Source organism: Ruminococcus sp. NK3A76 (assembly GCF_000686125.1).
Classification (GTDB): domain Bacteria; phylum Bacillota; class Clostridia; order Oscillospirales; family Ruminococcaceae; genus NK3A76.
Map to the genome: position 1 here is coordinate 2332903 of NZ_JMMA01000002.1, position 18330 is coordinate 2351232.

An 18330-nucleotide genomic window follows, 5' to 3' on the forward strand; every position below is an offset into this window, starting at 1 on the left:
AGGAGGCTGATTTTTTATGGCAAGAAGAAAAAGAGAACCGATGAGCGAGGGCAAGAAGAACATAATAGGAATGCTGCTTGAGGAATACGACATCAAGTCGGCTAAGGATATTGAGGATGCCCTGAAAGACCTTCTCGGAGGAACGATCCAGGAAATGCTTGAATCCGAAATGGACGAGCATCTTGGATATCAGGAATATGAACGTTCCGACAATCCTGACTCTCGCAACGGAAAGAAAACCAAGAAGATACGCGGGAGCTTCGGCGAAACGGAAATAGAAGTGCCGCAGGATCGTGACGGCAGTTTTGAGCCAAAGGTCGTAAAGAAGCGACAGAAGGACATCTCAGGTATTGAGCAGAAGATAATTGCTCTGTATGCCAAAGGAATGACCACACGCCAAATAAGCGAAACTATCGAAGATATCTACGGATTTGAAGTCAGCGACGGTATGGTATCAGATATCACAGACCGCCTTCTGCCGCAGATAGAGGACTGGCAGAAACGTCCATTGGACGAAGTATATCCGATAGTATTCATCGATGCTGTACACTTCTCAGTGCGTGATAACGGACAGATCAGGAAGCTTGCCGCATATGTGATCCTTGCTGTCAGCATGACAGGTCACAAGGAAGTTCTTTCAATACATATCGGTGAAAACGAGAGCGCCAAGTACTGGCTCGGCGTTCTGAACGAGCTGAAAAATCGCGGAGTTAAGGATATTCTCGTCATCTGCGCAGACGGTCTTACAGGCATGAAAGAAGCTGTATCAGCAGCTTTTCCGCAAACTGAGCTACAGCGCTGCATCGTTCATCAGGTAAGAAATACGTTGAAATATGTCGGAGAGAAGAACAAGAAGGAGTTCGCAAACGACCTGAAAACGATATATCATGCGCCTTCCGAGGACGCTGCTCTGGAAGCTCTCGACCGTGTTACTGAAAAATGGGAAGACGATTATCCCAACGCTATGAAGAGCTGGTACAAGAACTGGGACGTAATATCGCCGATCTTCAAGTTCTCAGCTGATGTCAGAAAGGTGATTTATACCACCAACGCTATAGAGAGCCTTAACAGCGGCTATCGCCGTCTTAACAAGCAGAGAAGCGTATTTCCAAGCGATACAGCGCTCCTGAAGGCTCTGTATCTTGCAACGCATGAGATAGCTAAGAAATGGACCATGCCGCTGCGAAACTGGGGCAAAGTTCTGGGCGAGCTTGAGATCATGTACCCCGACAGGATCGGCTGATATCCAAAGAACCTTGACAAATTACAGTATCTATTGTATACTGTAAAAAAATCGGAGCGGCTATTTTCAAGCCGCTCACAACTTAACGTTTTTATCACAGTTTTTGAATTTACAGAGTTTTTTTCGCAGAGCCCGGGCTGATAAGTTTATAATAAGCAATAATGCCACGACACTTTTTCTGTGCCGTGGCATTGCATTTTTACTATTTTACCTTGACCTTCTTAACCGCAGAATATCCGCTATAGAACTTGGTCTTCCCTACCGTCTTGTAAGTGCGCACCTTAACATAATATGTCTTGCCCTTGGTGAGCTTAGATATAGTCTTGGAAGTGCCCTTGACATTGACAGATTTTGTCGTTGCCTTGGTAAACTTCGAGCTTGTCGAGTAGGTCACCTGATATCCTGTAACGCCCGACACCTTGCTGTATGTGACTTTCAGCTGCTTTGTCTTGGGTGATTTTGCAGTTTTTAGCGTAGTCTTCTTTGGGAGTATCTTGAATGTCTTGCTGGCTGTGCCTGTGTATGCGCCCTTGCCGGTTATGGTGACAGTCGCAGTACCTACGGCCTTGTTGTTCTTGTAGGATACTGTGTAGTCTGTGCCGCTCTTTAAGGTCTTGCCTGAGAGCTTTACTACAGGTGTCTGCTTGATAGCCTTGCCGGTGTAGGTCTTGTTGGAAAGACCGGAGATCTTTGCGGATTTAATGGATTGTTTTTCAGCAGGAACTTCATCTTTTACAATAAGATAAGAAACAGTATGCGTACCATAGAAATTGCCCTTACCTTTTATATCCATTGTTGCAATACCGACATTGATATTATTGGTATAGCTTATTGTGTAATCCGTTCCCTGTTTTAGTGTTGCACCATTAAACTTTATTGTCACCGCAGGCTTTATCTCTTTTCCTGTATAGCTAAAGCCAGTAACAGGTATATCAAAACTGCATTTTTCAATTGATTCCTGACCAATATTGAATTTATTAGTAATTGTTCCGGTATAATTGCCCTTGCCTGTAATTGTCTGCGTTGCTGTTCCGGCATTAACATTATCCTTGTATGTTACAGTATAGTCTGTTCCTTCAACAAGTTTTACAGTTCCATTATAAAAATCTCTAACAGGATAAGTTTGTGCTTTGCCGTTATAATTAATACCATCTACACCTCTTTCAGAAGATGTATTATAATTACCGAAAGATTTATAGTATGCGTTTTGAATATCTGTTAAATCATAAAAGAATATGTTATATGAAATCTTAGAATGCGTAGAACTATTCTCAATTGAAGAAACTTTATACATGTCGGCATAATCTTTTGAGAGAATAAATAGAATACTATTGCTTTTTGTGTTTATTACCATGTTTCTGTCAATACCAGGGCCTTCTCGCGTTCCTAAATATCCCATAAAGTAATTGTATAATCCATAATACTGTGAAAAGGTAATTCCTTTGGGAATCTTTATACTTTTAATATTTTCAGTGTTCACAAATGTATTATTTGAAAGAGCAATTACTTTATTACCCTCAATTGTTTCAGGAATAACTATTTCACTTTGATTTCCTGTATATGATACTATTACAGCATTATTATTCTCTATATAATACTCAAAACCATTATATCTTTTTAAATCTGAATATATAACAGTATAATCGCCATTGTCATTAATTGGATTAGAAAGAATAACACCATTATTTGACGCACCATAACAATTAATTGTAAGCCCTTTTACAGGGCTTTCAAACTCCGTCTTACTAATGTAAGTTGATCCACGCAGTTGAACACCTTTAGGAATAGTAATGCTTTTGAGCCAGTCGCAACCATCAAATGCATTTACATCAACATATATCACCGTCTTACCATCAATTACACTTGGAACAATAACATTAGTTTCCTTGCCTGTATACTTGAGTAATATGTATTCATCATTATCCCAAAGCCTATAATCATAATTTCCACTATGAACTATCGCATATGGGTCTTGTTCTGAATTCTGAGCAAATGCTTTCACAAACGAAAAGTCATTCTCCATATTATCCGGCAGCACCGCCGCACCACCAAAAACAATCGCTCCTGCGAGAACCGACGCTAATACTTTCTTAAACATACCAACACTCCTTTGCCAAATTTTTTGTATCTCTATTATAACATATTTACAAAAGCACCGCAAGGCTGATAACCGCCAAAAACGCCTCTGCCCCATTGTGTATAACAAACAAAGACCAAAGCGCCCGTTATGTCAAAAAATGATCTGCGTGATGTTGACGGCAAAAACTACGTCACCCCTGTAAAGGATCAGGGCTACTACAGCTGCTGGGCTTTTTCAACAATAGCAGCCGCAGAAACAAGTATACTTTACGAGGCAGGCTATGACCTTAAGGCAATACCGCACGAAGATTGTGCGCAGATCACGCAGTCAGATTTTTCGTCAGATCACCCAGATCCGCCGCAGGAATACTACCGTATTTCAAGGTGGATTTGGGCGATATGACGGAAAAGCTGCAAGTAAGATGCGTACAAAGCCGTCAGGCGGTCTTTGTGCGGTGTTGCCTTAATAATTTACAAGACCCGGAAGACAATATCGACCTTTCAGAGAGGCATCTTGTGTGGTTCAGTTCTACGCCGCTTCCTGAGGATAACTATTACTGCCCTATGCAGGCAGGTGAGGGCGGCTGCCGCTACGTTACTGAGAACGAGCGTGCAAAAAATGACCCCGACAACAAAGTGATCAATACTGATATTTTTGCCGGCGGCACCTTTTCACTTGCAACGACTGCTTTCTCAACACAACAGGGACCATGCGAGGAAAAAGCCGCACCTTTTCTTTCGACTTTTACAAAAACGGGATACTGAGGATATACTATGTGACTGAAGACCCGTCAGAGAAAGAGTATGATGATGAGCACCCATACTCGCCCGAGCTTATTGAGGAGCACGAATACAACACCGCTGAGGAGCTTGACAAGCTGCTTTAAGGCAAAGATCTTGTCGATCTCAGCCTTGTCATTCTCGATACGGTCAAGCACCGCCGTAAACTGTTCGCATTATGAATAGAAATCCGGTGTTGAATTTAGGCATAAGGGAGAACTGCATATTCGTCCTCCGTTTTGGTGTTAAGGCCATTATACCATACACTGCGCAACAAATCTATAAATTTTCCGTGATTTATAAAAGCCGGTACTGTATTTTTGTTATTGTATACAAAAACGAGGGCTGAATTTTGTTAGTAAATTTCGTATTATTTTTTGAATATCTGTTTATTTGTTTTCGGAAATATGGTATAATGTATTTAAATAAAGGCCGCTGCAAAAAGCCCCGATCTGCTGCACTTCTGCTGCGGTCGATGTTTTATGATACAGTCGAAAAAAGAATCAAAAGATCATGCACCCGAAAGGAACTTTGAAAGGTATTAATTATAAGGAGGGCTTTTACTATGGCTAAGAAAATCAATACTGATGAAGCTGTAAAGGACTTACCGCCCGAATTACTGCAAAAAGCAAACGCCTGCAGCTATTCCCGGATGTAGGCGGCAGAAAAATATTTTTAAAGGAGGAAAACACTATGACAAACGAATTCAATTTAGAGGACTACATCAAGAACTTATCCCCCGAATTACAGGAAAAGGCAAGACAGTGCAAGACCAAAAATGAGCTTATGCAGCTTGCAGCAGACAAAGACTTGGAGATACCTATGGACACACTTGAAGGCGTTGCAGGCGGTTTATATTTACAAAAGTAAATAGTATCTTGCCCCAAATGCGGACAAGAGTATCCTAAAGATTTGGGAGAATGCCCGAATTGTTCAGGTGGCGGCGGTTTAGTCGTAGGATTGCACTGTGATAAATGCGGTAATGATTTCAACTTTATGTATGAACTCGGTAAATGCCCTTACTGCAAAGCTGATATTAAACGCTGATTTCACTTAATACTTTTTAATAAGAGGAGGAAAACACTATGACAAACGAATTCAATTTAGAGGAGTACATCAAGGACTTATCGCCCGAATTACAGGAAAAGGCAAGACAGTGCAAGACGAAGGACGAGCTTATACAGCTTGCGGCAGAAGAAGATGTTGAGATACCTATGGAAGCGCTTGAAGGCGTCGCAGGCGGCTGCACTTCAAAAGGCTGTGAACATAGTTTTCAGGAGACCGAAAGAATTGGTATGCTGCCATATCTGGGGTCAAACGATAAGCATATTATGTATAACGGCAAGGTCGTTGATAGTCTGATGACTAAAGTATGCAGCAAATGCGGAGAAACTCGTTACTTAATTGTACCCTCCGTATCGGCGACGACGGGATTTGTTCTTATAGAACCTATTGAGATAAGCCAATCCGAATATAATGCACTTAAAGCACAGAAGACTTGGTAAATCATAATCATATAAGGAGGAAAACACTATGACAAACGAATTCAATTTAGAGGAGTACATCAAGGACTTATCGCCCGAATTACAGGAAAAGGCAAGACAGTGCAAGACGAAGGACGAGCTTATTCAGCTTGCGGCAGAGGAAAATGTTGAGATACCTATGGAAGCGCTTGAAGGCGTCGCAGGCGGCTGCACTTCAAAAGGCTGTGAACATAGTTTTCAGCAGACCGAAAGAATTGGTATGCTGCCATATGTGGGGTCAAACGATAAGAATATTATGTATAACGGCAAGGTCGTTAATAGTCTGATAACTAGAGTATGCAGCAAATGCGGAGAAACACATTACTTTATTGAACCCGCCGTATCATTGCGTAGTGGATATGGTACTATACTTATACAATATATCGAGATAAGCCAATCCGAATATAATGCACTTAAAGCACAGAAGACTTGGTAAATCATAATCATAAAGGAGGAAAACACTATGACAAACGAATTCAATTTAGAGGAGTACATCAAGGACTTATCACCCGAATTACAGGAAAAGGCAAGAGCCTGCAAAACAAAAAATGAGCTTTTAGAGCTTGCTGCCGATGAAGATATGGAGATACCTATGGAAGCACTTGAAGGCGTGGCAGGCGGCTGCGGCGGACATGAATGCAACGCAGACCGCGTCATTGAAAGATATATATTTGCGTCCCCCTTCCCCATCATCAAAGGAATTGAATGTGCTATGGTGACAATGCGCGCGTGCAGTGAATGCGGAAATGCAAAATTTTTTTGTTGCGAATCTTTCACCTTCGGACAAGGCGCACAAGCCGAGTTGTCAGAGGCTGAATACAACTCAGTCAAGGCTGCAAATAAAGAGTATATTCCGCATTTCGGCGGAGTCTCTTCGCTTGGTTAAAAAGCTATGCGATGAAACGGCAGGAGATAATAGCTATGAATGAAAAATTTGAAGAATACATCAAGGACTTATCTCCCAAAATTACAGGAAAAGGCAAGACAGTGCAAGACCAAAGATGAGCTTTTACAGCTTGCGGCCGATGAAGATATGGAGATACCTATGGACGCACTTGAAGGCGTCGCAGGCGGCTGCGGCGATGAGCAGCTTAGCTGTCCCTACTGCGGCAGCACGGATATTAGTTCAGAACCTGTAAACGGCCACGGCACCAGACTGTTTTGCCGGAAATGCGAAATGGCTATCAAAACAGCGTTTTAGTATAAGATACATGAACAACAAACACCGCCGTTTCACTAAGAAACAGCGGTGTGTTTTTGTTATTCAGTTATTATGCTCTGCTGTCAACATAAGCCTTTGCGGCCTTGTAGTAGGAGTAGAGAGCCTTTGCCATGTTTTTGCTTGCATCGGTCTGCTTGCTGCTGCCTGCAACAGCTTCGCAGTAGTCGATGACGTTGTAGTTTTCGATGCTGATTGCATTTTCGCTGTCAGCAGTCTCTGCGCCTGCGAAGCCGTAAACAACTATCTTGTCGTTCTCCTTGTCGAGTTCGTAAGCAAGCTGCGGAGCAACATCATAGTAATAGCCGGTGTTGTTCTTGGGGAGGTCTTTGAGTGCTAAGACTTTATCGCCGACCTGTATTTTCACAGCACTAAGCTCCTTGGCAGTCATGCTTGAATCTACTGTGAAATAGTGGCGGACATAAACATCGCTTACTGTCATAGCTGTCGAGCCCTTGTAAGTCACCTTTGCGCCCTGAGCAGATACAGGTCTTAGGAACGGTGTAGCACTCTTGGGTGCTACGGCCGATACATCAACTGCAATGCCTTCCCCACTGTTTGCGAGCAGGGTCGTATTGTTGTTAAGTGCAGTCTGAGTATAGCCACCGTAATTTAGCATTGCCTTAAGAACTTCTGCTCCGTCGAGGTTGGATTTTATTGCTGCCTCGGCATAGTCTTTTATGCTTCTTGTCTTGGTGTCTACGGGCTTGTCAAGTGTCGGGAGATAAAGCTCGGCCTTGATGTCGATAGCCATTTCAGAGGCTGTCAAAGGAAGTCTTACACGGTAATACTTACCGTTCTTGTCGTCCTTGTTGATAGGCTTTTTAACTGTCATCTTTTCACCGTAGTGGTCGTATGTGAAGACTACATAAGCGCCTTCAACTGTCTCTGCGTCTGTCGCTTCTACGAGGAAGTTGAACTCGACTTTCTCCTTGAAGCTGACGGTGTTTCCGGCTGCGAACTTAGCGCTCTTTATAGTATACTCTACAGATTCGAGCTTCGACGGGTGTGTCTCGTCGCCGCTTGCCGCAACGGATACTCTGTAGTCGCCCGGCTCGGTAGGTGCGGTAGTGCCAATGCATATTCCAGCCGATGTGAAATATGTATATGTCAGCTTTCCGAAAGTCATGCCCTTGATAGTCGGCTCGTGAGCTGTGCAGTCGTAGACATAGTCGGGCATTTCGATTGTCCAGAGCTGAGCCTGGGTAACTTTCACTGTCACGCACTTAGGCGCTGAATCAGTATAATTCTTTCCGTCGCCGGTCGCCTTGTACCACACATAATATGTGCCTGAGCTGTTGGCAGTGATCGTTGCTGCGTCGGTTGTCCACTCGCCTGTGGGGACAGCTGTTGCACTCGTGCCGAGCTGATATTCGATAGTGCAGCCTGTCTGTGCCTCGCCAGCATTTATAAGCTGCACCGGGCTGTTTTCCCTGACAGGGTCCTTGGCTGTCGGGGCAGTCTTCACAGCTGAGGCTTTGCCTATCTCGACATTCCCGATCAGTGTCGGAGCGATGTCGTTGTGGTTATCATCGCCGACTACCTTGTAGCATACGGAATATGTGCCGGCGTCTGTACCGGTGGGAACAGAGTCATACCATACTGTGGTCTTTTCGCCGTCAATATAATTGTACGCTTCGAGCATGACCGTGCTGCCGTCGTTGGACGCTACTATCATGGCGTTATAGGTCTCATTGTTGAACGACATTCCTCCGCCGCCGATCTCTCTCAGCTCAATATGATGGTATGGCTGTATACTCTCCAAATAAGCATAGACCATATAATCAAACTCGTATGGCTCAACCTCACCCTGAGAATCTCTGTATTTTACTGTACCGCCGGTGAATTCGATCCTGCTGGCATTGTTACGAGTCACCTGAAGCACATCGCCTGCTTTGAGGTCAGCAATATTTACAGTTAAAGTCTCGCCGTCCGCTTTATGTACTGTCGGATCGAACGTCAGACTGTAATACATCGTGCCGCCGGTGGCTGTGCCTGCATTAACAAGCGCCTGTGCAGAGCCTGTGTACTTAAGGCCTGTCTTGGCTGTCGGGGCGGCTACGAGAGAATCAGCCTTGCCGATTTTCACATCTGCTATCTTTGTTGCAGCTACGCCCTGATAGCCTGCGTTTGCGTCTATCCTGTAGTATACGGTATATGTGCCGACGTCTGTACCGGTGGGTACGGTTTCAGACCATAATTGTGAAGTATTCAAGGCATCAGACCATAATTGTGAAGTATTCACAGCTTCAGCTGTAATAGTTTTATTTACCGTGTCAATGGCTGTAATACGGAGAGCATCTATATTCTCCGATAAATATACACTTTGGGCAAAATTATCTTCACTTCTACTACTTATCCAGCATTTCCCATATTTTAAAAAAAGTTTGATTTGGTTATCAAGATTCCATGCATTGTCTGTTAACGGCAGATAGGTTGTTTCTGCAATAGTCAGTTTATAGTCTTTTGGAAATATGATGCCTTTATTATCGGCAGGCTGATAAATATCATTCACATTCATATTCTCAATCGAAAGCACTGTATAATTTCCAAGTGAGATCACTTTTAGATACTTTATCGTGCCGCCGGTGACTGTGCCTGCTGTCACAAGCTCCTGTGCTGTGCCTGTGTAGCTAAGGCCTGTTACGGCTGCCGGGGCGGTGTATGTGGGATAGCTCCAGCTGCCGGCAGACACTGTGGTGTTATCAGCGAATGTGATAGTATACGCAAGCAGTGTGCCCTTGCCTATAAGCTTAACGCCTGCAAAGGTGATACCGTCTAACTGGCCTTCGGCTGTGTATTTTTTAATGCCGGGTTTATTAATATTAAAAGGAGTGTATTTTTTGTGGTCATCGCCTTCACCATTCTGATAAACGACCTGACCCCAGCCGTCTTGTGCAAAAGACTCTATATCCATAAGCACTTCGATCTTCTTGATGTTTTTACCTGTAGTACCCGGGAAGTCATACTGCAGCTTATTCTGATCGTATGCTGTAGAAGCTGCATTAAATTTGTGGATACTGCTGTCCATATAATACGTCTTGCCGACATCGGGCGTGCCTTTAAAAGTACCGCCGGTGTTTTCAAACATATTGGTTAGAGCATCGAATGCTGACGTTTGACCTATTGTGTATGTATACTTGTATTCGTCATTTTTGGTCTCAGACAGTCTGATACCTGTGCAGCCTGAAAACATATTGCGGTAGCAATAATTCGCCAGCGTTGTTGCGGGCAGTGCCGGTGCTGTTGTCAGACCGGTGCAGCCGAAAAACATATTTTCGTAGCACTCACTCGCCAGCGTTGTTGCGGGCAGTTCCGGTGCTTCTGTCAGACCGGTGCAGCCGTTAAACATCGAGTAGTAGCAAGAATTCGCCAGCGTTGTTGCGGGCAGTTCCGGCGCTGTTGTCAGACCGGTGCAGCGGGAAAACATATATAAGTAGCACCCACTCGCCAGCTTTGTTGCGGGCAGTTCCGGTGCTGTTGTCAGACCGGTGCAGTTGTAAAACATGCTATTGTAACATCCGTCTGCCAATTCAGTTGCAGGGAGTGCCGGTGCTGTTGTCAGACCGTCGCAGTAGGAAAACATAAATATGTAGCAATAATCCGCCAGCGTTGTTGCAGGAAGTTCCGGTGCTGTTGTCAGACCGTCGCAATTGTTAAACATATATGCAAAGCAGGAATTCTCCAAGCCGCTGAACTTGCCTGCATCATCTAATCTCAGCGAGCATACATCGCCGCTGCAAGCTACTTTTCCCTCTGGAATAGACACATGATGATTATTATCGAATGTCACATCTGTCCCTTTGAATTTGACGGAACTGCCGTTGCTGAGGTTGATTGCTGTGTCTGAAGTATAGTCAGTGAAACCGGACCCTGAATCATATTGCAATGAGCCACTGGCAACCTTTATCTTGACCGTAGCGGCACCGTCTACTGCCGTAAATGTCAGGTAATCCGTTACCTCATCACCTACATTATACGTATTGCCCGCCGCATACACCCGAACACTGATATCGGGCATCAGCGTCAGCACCATTAACAGCGACAGCACAAACGACAATAGCCTTGTCTTGCGACTTCGTGTTTTCATTTTTTCATTCCTCCTTGTTATGTACGGCGGCTCAGCGCTGGGATCAACAGACATTGAAATAATATGTCTATTTATTATACTATATCATCATTGTAACATATTCTGATATAAAACGCAATACTTTATGAACAAAAAAATACTTTTAATAAGTTTTCTGCGAGGTGCGGCTTTCCGGCATAAAAAAACCGCCGTCTCGCAGGAAACAGCGGTGGTTTTTGCTATTCAGTTGTCATGCCGTCTGTGAATTCCGGTGCGCTGTTAGTTGTTGTCACCATAAACTCAATATCAAGAGAAGGATCATTTCCAAGCGTTGTGCCGCATGATGTGAGCAGACGAACAGGCGTGCCTATTGCGGCACTCCCACTAAAACATAAATCAACAGTATGTATGGTCGATATTGCGATATAAGGAGCGATGCTCTCCAATATTTGGAGGACATCGCTTTTTGCATATATTATGCTATTTCAAAAAATCCTCAAAAACCCCTTGACAAATTGTAACACGCCTGCTATAATTGTATACATAGAGGTTATACAATTTAGACTTTTGCGGTAGTTGCAAATGCTGTGAGAGCCTTGACCCCGAAGGAGTGTACACTTAAATGAATATCAACATCAGCAACGCATCTGGCGAACCGATCTATTTGCAGATCGCAAACCAGATCAAAACACTGATACTGGAGGGAAAGCTGAAAGAGGGCGAAATGCTGCCCTCAATGCGCATTTTAGCCACTGAACTCCGTATCAGCTTTATGACAACGAAGCGTGCCTACGAGGAGCTTGAACGTGACGGCTTTATTGAAAGCTACACAGGCAAAGGCTCTTTTGTAAAGGCACAGAACCTGGAGCTTTATCGTGAGGAGCAGATCAAGCGGATCGAGTCCCTGCTTATGGAGGCAGGCGACACAGCACGCAATGCAGGTATCACGATGCAGGAGCTTCATGAGCTTCTTGACCTTGTAAACGGAGGGGATCAACTATGACCGCATTTGATAATGCGATTGAGATCAAGGGCGTGACAAAGCGTTACGACGGCTTTACGCTCGACAATATCAGCTTCGATGTACCGAAGGGCTGCATTATGGGCTTTATCGGGCAGAACGGTGCAGGCAAGACCACAACTATCCGCAGTCTTCTGCATATCACAAACATTGACAGTGGCGAGATACGGCTGCTCGGTCTCGATCATATCAAGGACGAAACAGCGATCAAAAAGCGTATCGCTGTGGTATTTGACGAGCTGCCGTTCCATGATGTGTTCAATGCAAAGGATATGGCTCGCATCTTTGAGGGTATGTATCCCGAATGGGACAATGCCGTATATACGCAGTATTTGGAGCGTTTTCAGCTGCCTAAGAAAAAGAAGATCGGGCAGTTTTCCAAGGGCATGAAGATGAAATTGCAGATAGCCTGTGCGCTGTCACATAATGCGGAGCTGCTTGTCATGGACGAAGCCACGACAGGTCTTGACCCCGTTGTGCGTGACGAGATTTTGCACATCTTCATGGAGTATCTGCAAAACGGTGAGCGCTCTATCCTCATGTCCTCGCATATCACCTCCGACCTTGAAAAGATCGCAGATATGGTGACTTTCATTGACAAAGGCAGGATACTTCTCACGGGATATAAGGACGAAATCATAGAATCTCATGGCATTTTGAAATGCGACAAGGAGAGAATCGCAGAAATTGACGCTGAGGATATTGTAAGCATACGCCTGAACAATTTCGGTGCAGAGGTCATGGTGCATGACCGTGAGAATGCTTCCTACAAATACCGTGACTGCGTGATCGACCCGGCAAGCCTTGACGACATTATGCTCTACTATGTTCACCGTGATGTAAGGGAGTGGTCATAATGAAAATGTACAGCTCACTTGTTTACCGAGAACTCCGGCTGACACGCAAGCGTTTTCTCCTGATGCTGATCCTGTTTCTTCTGCTGGCACTGCTGATGATATCACCAATTTTCTTCGGCTTTTTCTCTATGCCTGTAGAAGGTGAGGATTCGCCTAAGGATGTGATCCCTCTTTTCGTGGGGATAATTACTCTGACAGGCAGCTTGCTGGCAGGCACAAACAACGGCATACAGAAAGCTGATATCAGTTCAGGCTGGAAGCGGTATTCTTTTATCTTGCCGCCGACAGCAAAACAGCAGGCGCTATCCGATCTTCTCGTTAAGTTATGCTATATCCTGTTATTCGGAATGTTATCAGCGGCGTTTGAATTGATATATACCGTTGCAGCAGATTATACCAGCTACGGTATTATGCTGTATATTTATATGCTGAATATTTATCTCGGAGTTGTCTGTGTTGTGATGTTGGTCGATATCGCATACAGCTATATTATGATGTTTGCAAATGATAAAAATGAATTAAAGCTGATAGGTATTCTTGCGTTTGTCGGTGCAGGAGTGATACTGAAAGTACTTGGCTTGTTCCCGGGATTTAATAAACCTGAGCAGTCTGCTGACAGCGGTGTCCTGATCTCAGATGCGGCATTTAGCAGGTTTGAAGCTTTGTTATTATCAGGAAAAACAACATTATGTTTAGCAGCAGCATTTGCAGTTATATGTGCCTTATACTTCCTTGTTATGTGGCGGTCGCACGAAAGGAGAGAGCCGTAATGACGGGACTTGTTTACAAGGAATGGAAGCAGAACCGCCTGTATATATTGTCCATGATAGTCTGCGGCTTTGCTCCGCTTATCGTGCTGCTTATCATGCATGACGAGATAAAGGACATCGGTGACACGCCCATTCGCATCGGAGGACTGATCGCAGGCTTTCTTGCGGCAGGGGCTTTGCAGATGCTTGTTCTGTGTGGTGATGACCGCAAGCTGTGGGGCTACTGGATCACCGCAACTCCCGACGGATACAAGGGCTTTCTCCGTGTGAAATATGAGATGATCTTCGGTATGATCGTGGTTTTGATGTTCTCGGTGCAGTTTGTTGATATGGGTTATTGTGCGGTGGCTGCCGATATGGGAAAGGAAGAAGTCGGACAGATCAGCGGAATCGCACTTCCGCTCTGCTTTGTTCAGATACTTCTTCGTGCAATCGACATTCCGTTCGTTTACCGCTTTGGCAGTAAAAGGGGCAGCTTTGTAAAGCTCACCTGCTTTGTGGCTGTTGCGCTGTCCTTCTCTGCATTATTTGTGATTTATCAGGAGAAATCTGATCCTTTCTTTAAAATGGGCATTGGTGTATTCACAACAGAAAACAGCTCGCTGCTCCTGTCGGTGGGGCTGGTGGTATGTCTTGCCCTGTACTATCTTTCCTACCGTATCACTTGCAGACTGTATCTGAAAGGGGTGGAGCAGTATGACCACTAAAAAAGAGAATGCTAAGCGCCTCGGGATCTATCTTTTGACCGTGTTTGCGATCATGCTGATATTCGTTCTTTGTATAAAGCCCATGAGCACATCAAACACGGTATTCTACATCATATACATGATCTTCTCGTTTTCTCCTGCCGCTGCAAGCCTCATCACAAGAGCTGTCACCAAAGAGGGCTTTCATAATATGAAGCTGCACCTGAAACTCAGCGGCAATTTCAAATGGTATCTGCTGGCTTTCGGACTTCCGCTGATCTGCTTCTCCGCTAAATTCCTGCTTCCTGTTATCATAAGTGGTCATGCTGACTGGCTCGGAGGTTTTACGGCTCAGAATGTGCTGGCAAGTGTATTTACCCTTGCAGCAATGTCGGCGGTCATGTCGATCGGTCTGATCGGTGAAGAACTGGGCTGGCGTGGGTATATGAATCAGAAAACGGAACCGCTGCTCGGCACAGTCGGAACTTGTATCGTGGGCGGCATCGTGTGGGGGCTGTGGCATCTGCCAATGGATATTGCAGGCTGTAACGGTGCAATATCCGATGCCATGTCCATGTGCGGCGGAAGAATGATACAGCTCACGCTTTTCGGCGTGTTCCTGATGTGGCTGACGAAAAAGACGGACAGCGTTTTCCCAGCGGTGATCGGGCATTATATGTTCAATGAAAGTCAGGGGGCGCTGGCAGATCTCTTATATCAGGGCAATATCCCCGAAAATGCCGACCTTGGTGTGATCGCAGATGTATTTGAGTATCTGCCGATGATCGTGGTGGCAATGGTATCTATGATAATACTTTGTCATGATAAAGGCAACACTCCCAAAACTGTATAACGAATCAAACGCTCTCGGTGTGTCTGAGAGCGTTATTTCTTTTCAGAAGGATTATTCCCCATTATCATCACGGACGGCTCTGAGAGTATTTTACCGGGCTTCGGCGCAGTTACTATGCTTGGTGGGCGGCAGTCTGGTGAAACTATTTCCTCGGCTCTCCCTGAGCCGATTTTGAATGTCGATATGCTTATCGTTTCATTCAAATTTCTGCCCTGCCTGACCGCCCATGAAAAACACCCTTCACTTATCTACCGTGAAATTTGAGGTTTCGGGCATGATTTTCTGAAAAGTTTACAGTTTGTTCATGGCGATTCTACATCCCCCATAGTTGGGGCACGGGATCTCTGCCCCTGATGACGGGGATTTCAGAGGGTGGATTTCTCGGAAATGGGATTGCTTTTTCGTGGGCGGTGTGATATAATTTAGAGGTAGAGTAAGCACTCAGCTTGCTCGTGAAAATCGGAATTTAGGTGGCAAATAATGAAGAAAAGATATTGTATAATAACCCAAACACTTCTTCTGCTGTGGTTTTTTCTTGATATGACAGGTGTCTATTTCAGCAATTCATATCTGGTCACACGGTCATATAAAGATGACGGATTATTTTTTCTTATTTATTTAGTAGCGATGATATTATTCATCTTTAAGGAAAAAATCGGGAAATGGGCTGTTTGGGTATGGACATCATTATGGTTCGTAATTCAATTTTTATGCCACGAATGGTACACTATTTTTAGCAAAGGTGTAATGGGTTCACTTGAAGATAAGATAAAGTATTTCTCAGGTGCTATAAAGTGGATTGAAATTGACGGAAGATATATACCCGATGTTTATCATACCATTTTGCACATTCTTATTCTGGCGGTTGTTATTACAACAGCACTATATATCAGAAATTCAAAAAAGCGAGTATAAATTCTGATTTATCTTAGCAACAAAAACTGAATATCAATATCATATGCAGAGCAACACCAGCTCTGCATTTTTTATGCCCGATTCAAAATTCCCCATAACAATTTCACGATAAGAAAAGTTTTATGGCGCACGGGGGTTCATGCGCACTGCGAATAGACTTTCACCCCGAAAGTGCGCTATAATTTTAGTGTGGGGCTGGAAGTTCAGCTCGACAAAAATTTCAGAATGGTGGTGATGATATGGCTGCGACTTCTATCGCTGACAAGCTGGCGAAACTCGAAAATAAGATCGCAAAGCGTGAGAAAACTATCGCTGAGGAGCAGACACAGCTCGACAAAGATTTTTCTTACCCCGATGATGTTCCCGAAACTATCAGACAGCAGAATTTGATATGTTATGTTTAGTCTGACTTGGCGGCATAAGTATGTGTGACCTCGTACTTTTTACACAGTAAAGCACTAACGTGCTAAACTGTTCCAAAAGTACCGCTCACCTTCGGAGAGCTTTCGGTCGTCTCCCGACAGGGCAAGGCTGCCGCCCTGCACCTGCTTTTGACTGTTTTTTCTATCATTGGTATCCCCCCCTTCTTTATTGACGGGAGTGTTTTTCGTCCCTTCGCAATATATAGTGTAAAAGATGTTAGTTTTTTCTCGGAAATCATATAATAAGAGACATTGATTCAAGCTGAAACACACCAAATTATGCAAATCTATCAAGCTGTAATACTATAAAAGATGCATTTTAGAAAAATAAGGCACTCCTGTTTTATGCATACGTCTTGATTTTCAATCTATAATATGATATAATAGTACTTGAAAGAGGGTGTTTATATGCTTAAACGTAAGATGTATGAAAAGCTGCTTGACTGGAAGAACAACAGAGGTCAGCACTGTCTGCTTATCAAGGGTGCAAGACAGGTGGGTAAGACTTACATTGTCAGAGAATTCGGCAAGTCTGAGTATAAGAGTTTTATCGAAATAAACTTCCTTGAACACCCCGAATTTAAGATCATCTTTGACGGAGACCGTTCTGCTGAAACTATTTTCAAAAACATCTCCTATAATATACCGAATGTAAAGCTTGTGCCGCATAAAACCCTGTTATTTCTTGACGAGATACAGAAGTGCGCCAATGCACGAACTGCTCTTAAATTCTTAGCACAGGACGAAAGGTTCGATGTGATTGCATCCGGTTCTCTGCTTGGGCTTGCTTACGGGCGTGACGATGATAAAGAGGTTGAAGAAATCGAGTCAATACCTGTCGGGTATGAAAAGCCCATTATGATGTATCCTCTTGATTTTGAGGAGTTCCTTTGGGCTTATGGGTACGGTAAGGATACTATCAGCTATCTCAAAAGCTTCTATGACACAAAGGAAAAAGTGCCGGAGCAGATCAATGAAAAGTATCTCTCTCTTATCAGAGAGTACATTGTTGTCGGAGGTATGCCGGAGGTAGTGGCCGATTTTATGGAGAACAAGGACTTTTCAAGGGTGCAGGAGATACAGGATAAGGTGCTTGCTTCTTATGCAGATGATATCTCTCAGCACGCTAAGGGTTCGGAAAAGGTCAAGGTGCGCAGCTGTTATGACAGCATTCCACGGCAGCTTGCAAGAGAGAACAAGAAGTTCAAGTACAGTGAGATCGAGAAGAAAGCTGCTGCCAGAAAATTTGGTGACAGCATACAATGGCTTAGTGATGCGAGCATGGTGAATATCTGCCTAAATACGACTACACCTCAGCTTCCTCTTAAAGCATATGAAAAGGACAATGAGTTCAAGGTTTATATGAATGATACAGGTTTGCTGATGGCATTGTATGGCTTTACCACAAAGCAGGCACTTCTCAACAATAAGCTGAAGGGTGCTGCCAAGGGCGGTATCTATGAGAATCTGGTTGCTCAGATGCTCATTCAGAGAGGATATTCTCTGCACTATTATAAGCCTGATGACAACTCCGAGCTGGAATTTGTTATTGAAAAGGATATGGAGATAGCGCCTGTGGAGGTCAAGGCAGGTAATACAGCAACAGTTTCTCTTGATCGCTTTATCGAAAGATTTGGATCAGCAAATGCATATAAGGTTGCAGGCAGCAATGTAGGTATTAATGGTGTAAAGCTAACTATACCTCATTATATGGTAATGTTTTTATAGGCAACACCGCTGGGCCATTGTACGTCAGACACGCAGTCAAATTTTTCGTCAGATTGGCTAAATTTACCGCAGGAATACTAACGTATTTCAAGGTAAATCTGGGTAATATGACGGAAAATTTGCAAGTGGATGGCGTGCAAAGGTATCCGCCGGTGGCCCGGCGGT

Annotated in this window: 20 protein-coding genes; 16 read left to right on the forward strand and 4 right to left on the reverse strand. The window is 44.1% G+C overall.

From position 1 onward, the window contains the following. Positions 1 to 16: 16 nt before the first annotated feature. Positions 17 to 1243: an IS256 family transposase gene (locus CD05_RS0110845; RefSeq protein WP_028510512.1), complete on the forward strand. Its 1227-nt coding sequence runs from the start codon at positions 17 to 19 to the stop codon at positions 1241 to 1243. Positions 1244 to 1445: 202 nt separating this feature from the next. On the opposite strand, the gene CD05_RS0110850 is transcribed toward CD05_RS0110845, so the two are convergent. Next, positions 1446 to 3341 carry a hypothetical protein gene (locus CD05_RS0110850; RefSeq protein WP_028510513.1) on the reverse strand — a complete coding sequence of 632 codons (1896 nt, stop codon included), beginning with the start codon at positions 3339 to 3341 and terminating at the stop codon, positions 1446 to 1448. Between the two features lie 129 nt (positions 3342 to 3470). Here CD05_RS0110850 and CD05_RS0110855 point away from each other — a divergent pair, with 129 nt between their 5' ends. The 7 genes from CD05_RS0110855 (at position 3471) to CD05_RS0110895 (ending at position 6826) form a co-directional block, all read left to right on the forward strand. Further along, positions 3471 to 3725, forward strand: coding sequence for a C1 family peptidase (locus CD05_RS0110855; RefSeq protein ID WP_028510514.1), 255 nt, complete (start codon positions 3471 to 3473; stop codon positions 3723 to 3725). Next, positions 3722 to 4087 carry a hypothetical protein gene (locus CD05_RS0110860; RefSeq protein ID WP_028510515.1) on the forward strand — a complete coding sequence of 122 codons (366 nt, stop codon included), beginning with the start codon at positions 3722 to 3724 and terminating at the stop codon, positions 4085 to 4087. Before CD05_RS0110855 ends, CD05_RS0110860 begins: the two co-directional genes overlap by 4 nt. A 708-nt stretch (positions 4088 to 4795) precedes the next feature. Then, on the forward strand, positions 4796 to 4972 hold the full coding sequence (locus CD05_RS20655; RefSeq protein ID WP_156947447.1) for a hypothetical protein: 177 nt from the start codon (positions 4796 to 4798) through the stop codon (positions 4970 to 4972). 215 nt (positions 4973 to 5187) lie between these two features. After that, positions 5188 to 5607 (forward strand): Nif11-like leader peptide family natural product precursor, encoded by a 420-nt coding sequence (locus CD05_RS0110880; protein WP_028510516.1) that lies wholly within the window; start codon positions 5188 to 5190, stop codon positions 5605 to 5607. Between the two features lie 28 nt (positions 5608 to 5635). Then, positions 5636 to 6061, forward strand: a complete 426-nt coding sequence (locus CD05_RS0110885; protein ID WP_028510517.1) for a Nif11-like leader peptide family natural product precursor — start codon at positions 5636 to 5638, stop codon at positions 6059 to 6061. Positions 6062 to 6088: 27 nt separating this feature from the next. Next, on the forward strand, positions 6089 to 6511 hold the full coding sequence (locus CD05_RS0110890; protein ID WP_028510518.1) for a hypothetical protein: 423 nt from the start codon (positions 6089 to 6091) through the stop codon (positions 6509 to 6511). Positions 6512 to 6550: 39 nt separating this feature from the next. Next, positions 6551 to 6826, forward strand: coding sequence for a hypothetical protein (locus tag CD05_RS0110895; protein WP_028510519.1), 276 nt, complete (start codon positions 6551 to 6553; stop codon positions 6824 to 6826). A gap of 70 nt (positions 6827 to 6896) precedes the next feature. Here CD05_RS0110895 and CD05_RS20920 read toward each other — a convergent pair whose 3' ends face one another. Together CD05_RS20920 and CD05_RS20665 are read right to left on the reverse strand one after the other, a co-directional pair. Next, positions 6897 to 10934, reverse strand: a complete 4038-nt coding sequence (locus CD05_RS20920) for a hypothetical protein (RefSeq protein ID WP_028510520.1) — start codon at positions 10932 to 10934, stop codon at positions 6897 to 6899. Between the two features lie 218 nt (positions 10935 to 11152). After that, positions 11153 to 11359 (reverse strand): hypothetical protein, encoded by a 207-nt coding sequence (locus CD05_RS20665; protein WP_156947449.1) that lies wholly within the window; start codon positions 11357 to 11359, stop codon positions 11153 to 11155. A gap of 176 nt (positions 11360 to 11535) precedes the next feature. On the opposite strand from CD05_RS20665, the gene CD05_RS0110905 reads away from it, so the two are divergent. From CD05_RS0110905 to CD05_RS0110925, 5 genes are read left to right on the forward strand one after another with little or no spacing between them, the layout of a single operon-like run. Beyond that, complete coding sequence (locus CD05_RS0110905; RefSeq protein WP_028510521.1) at positions 11536 to 11916, forward strand: GntR family transcriptional regulator; 381 nt, start codon at positions 11536 to 11538, stop codon at positions 11914 to 11916. After that, positions 11913 to 12791 (forward strand): ABC transporter ATP-binding protein, encoded by an 879-nt coding sequence (locus CD05_RS0110910; protein ID WP_028510522.1) that lies wholly within the window; start codon positions 11913 to 11915, stop codon positions 12789 to 12791. Before CD05_RS0110905 ends, CD05_RS0110910 begins: the two co-directional genes overlap by 4 nt. Next, positions 12791 to 13561 carry a hypothetical protein gene (locus CD05_RS0110915; protein ID WP_028510523.1) on the forward strand — a complete coding sequence of 257 codons (771 nt, stop codon included), beginning with the start codon at positions 12791 to 12793 and terminating at the stop codon, positions 13559 to 13561. Before CD05_RS0110910 ends, CD05_RS0110915 begins: the two co-directional genes overlap by 1 nt. Further along, entirely contained in the window at positions 13561 to 14268 is a 708-nt protein-coding gene (locus CD05_RS0110920) for an ABC-2 transporter permease (RefSeq protein WP_028510524.1), read from the forward strand. Before CD05_RS0110915 ends, CD05_RS0110920 begins: the two co-directional genes overlap by 1 nt. Further along, positions 14258 to 15100 carry a type II CAAX endopeptidase family protein gene (locus CD05_RS0110925; protein WP_028510525.1) on the forward strand — a complete coding sequence of 281 codons (843 nt, stop codon included), beginning with the start codon at positions 14258 to 14260 and terminating at the stop codon, positions 15098 to 15100. The genes CD05_RS0110920 and CD05_RS0110925 overlap by 11 nt, the downstream gene beginning before the upstream one ends. Before the next feature lie 32 nt (positions 15101 to 15132). Here CD05_RS0110925 and CD05_RS20670 read toward each other — a convergent pair whose 3' ends face one another. Next, a complete protein-coding gene (locus CD05_RS20670; protein WP_156947451.1) occupies positions 15133 to 15303 on the reverse strand; it encodes a hypothetical protein in 171 nt (56 codons plus the stop codon). A 277-nt stretch (positions 15304 to 15580) separates the two neighbouring features. On the opposite strand from CD05_RS20670, the gene CD05_RS0110930 reads away from it, so the two are divergent. The 3 genes from CD05_RS0110930 (at position 15581) to CD05_RS0110945 (ending at position 18165) form a co-directional block, all read left to right on the forward strand. Beyond that, positions 15581 to 16015: a hypothetical protein gene (locus CD05_RS0110930; RefSeq protein ID WP_028510526.1), complete on the forward strand. Its 435-nt coding sequence runs from the start codon at positions 15581 to 15583 to the stop codon at positions 16013 to 16015. A gap of 239 nt (positions 16016 to 16254) precedes the next feature. Beyond that, the gene (locus CD05_RS20675) at positions 16255 to 16419 is read left to right on the forward strand and encodes a hypothetical protein (RefSeq protein WP_156947453.1); all 165 of its coding nucleotides are present in this window, start codon (positions 16255 to 16257) and stop codon (positions 16417 to 16419) included. A gap of 426 nt (positions 16420 to 16845) precedes the next feature. Next, a complete protein-coding gene (locus tag CD05_RS0110945; RefSeq protein ID WP_028510528.1) occupies positions 16846 to 18165 on the forward strand; it encodes a DUF4143 domain-containing protein in 1320 nt (439 codons plus the stop codon). Positions 18166 to 18330: the final 165 nt, after the last annotated feature.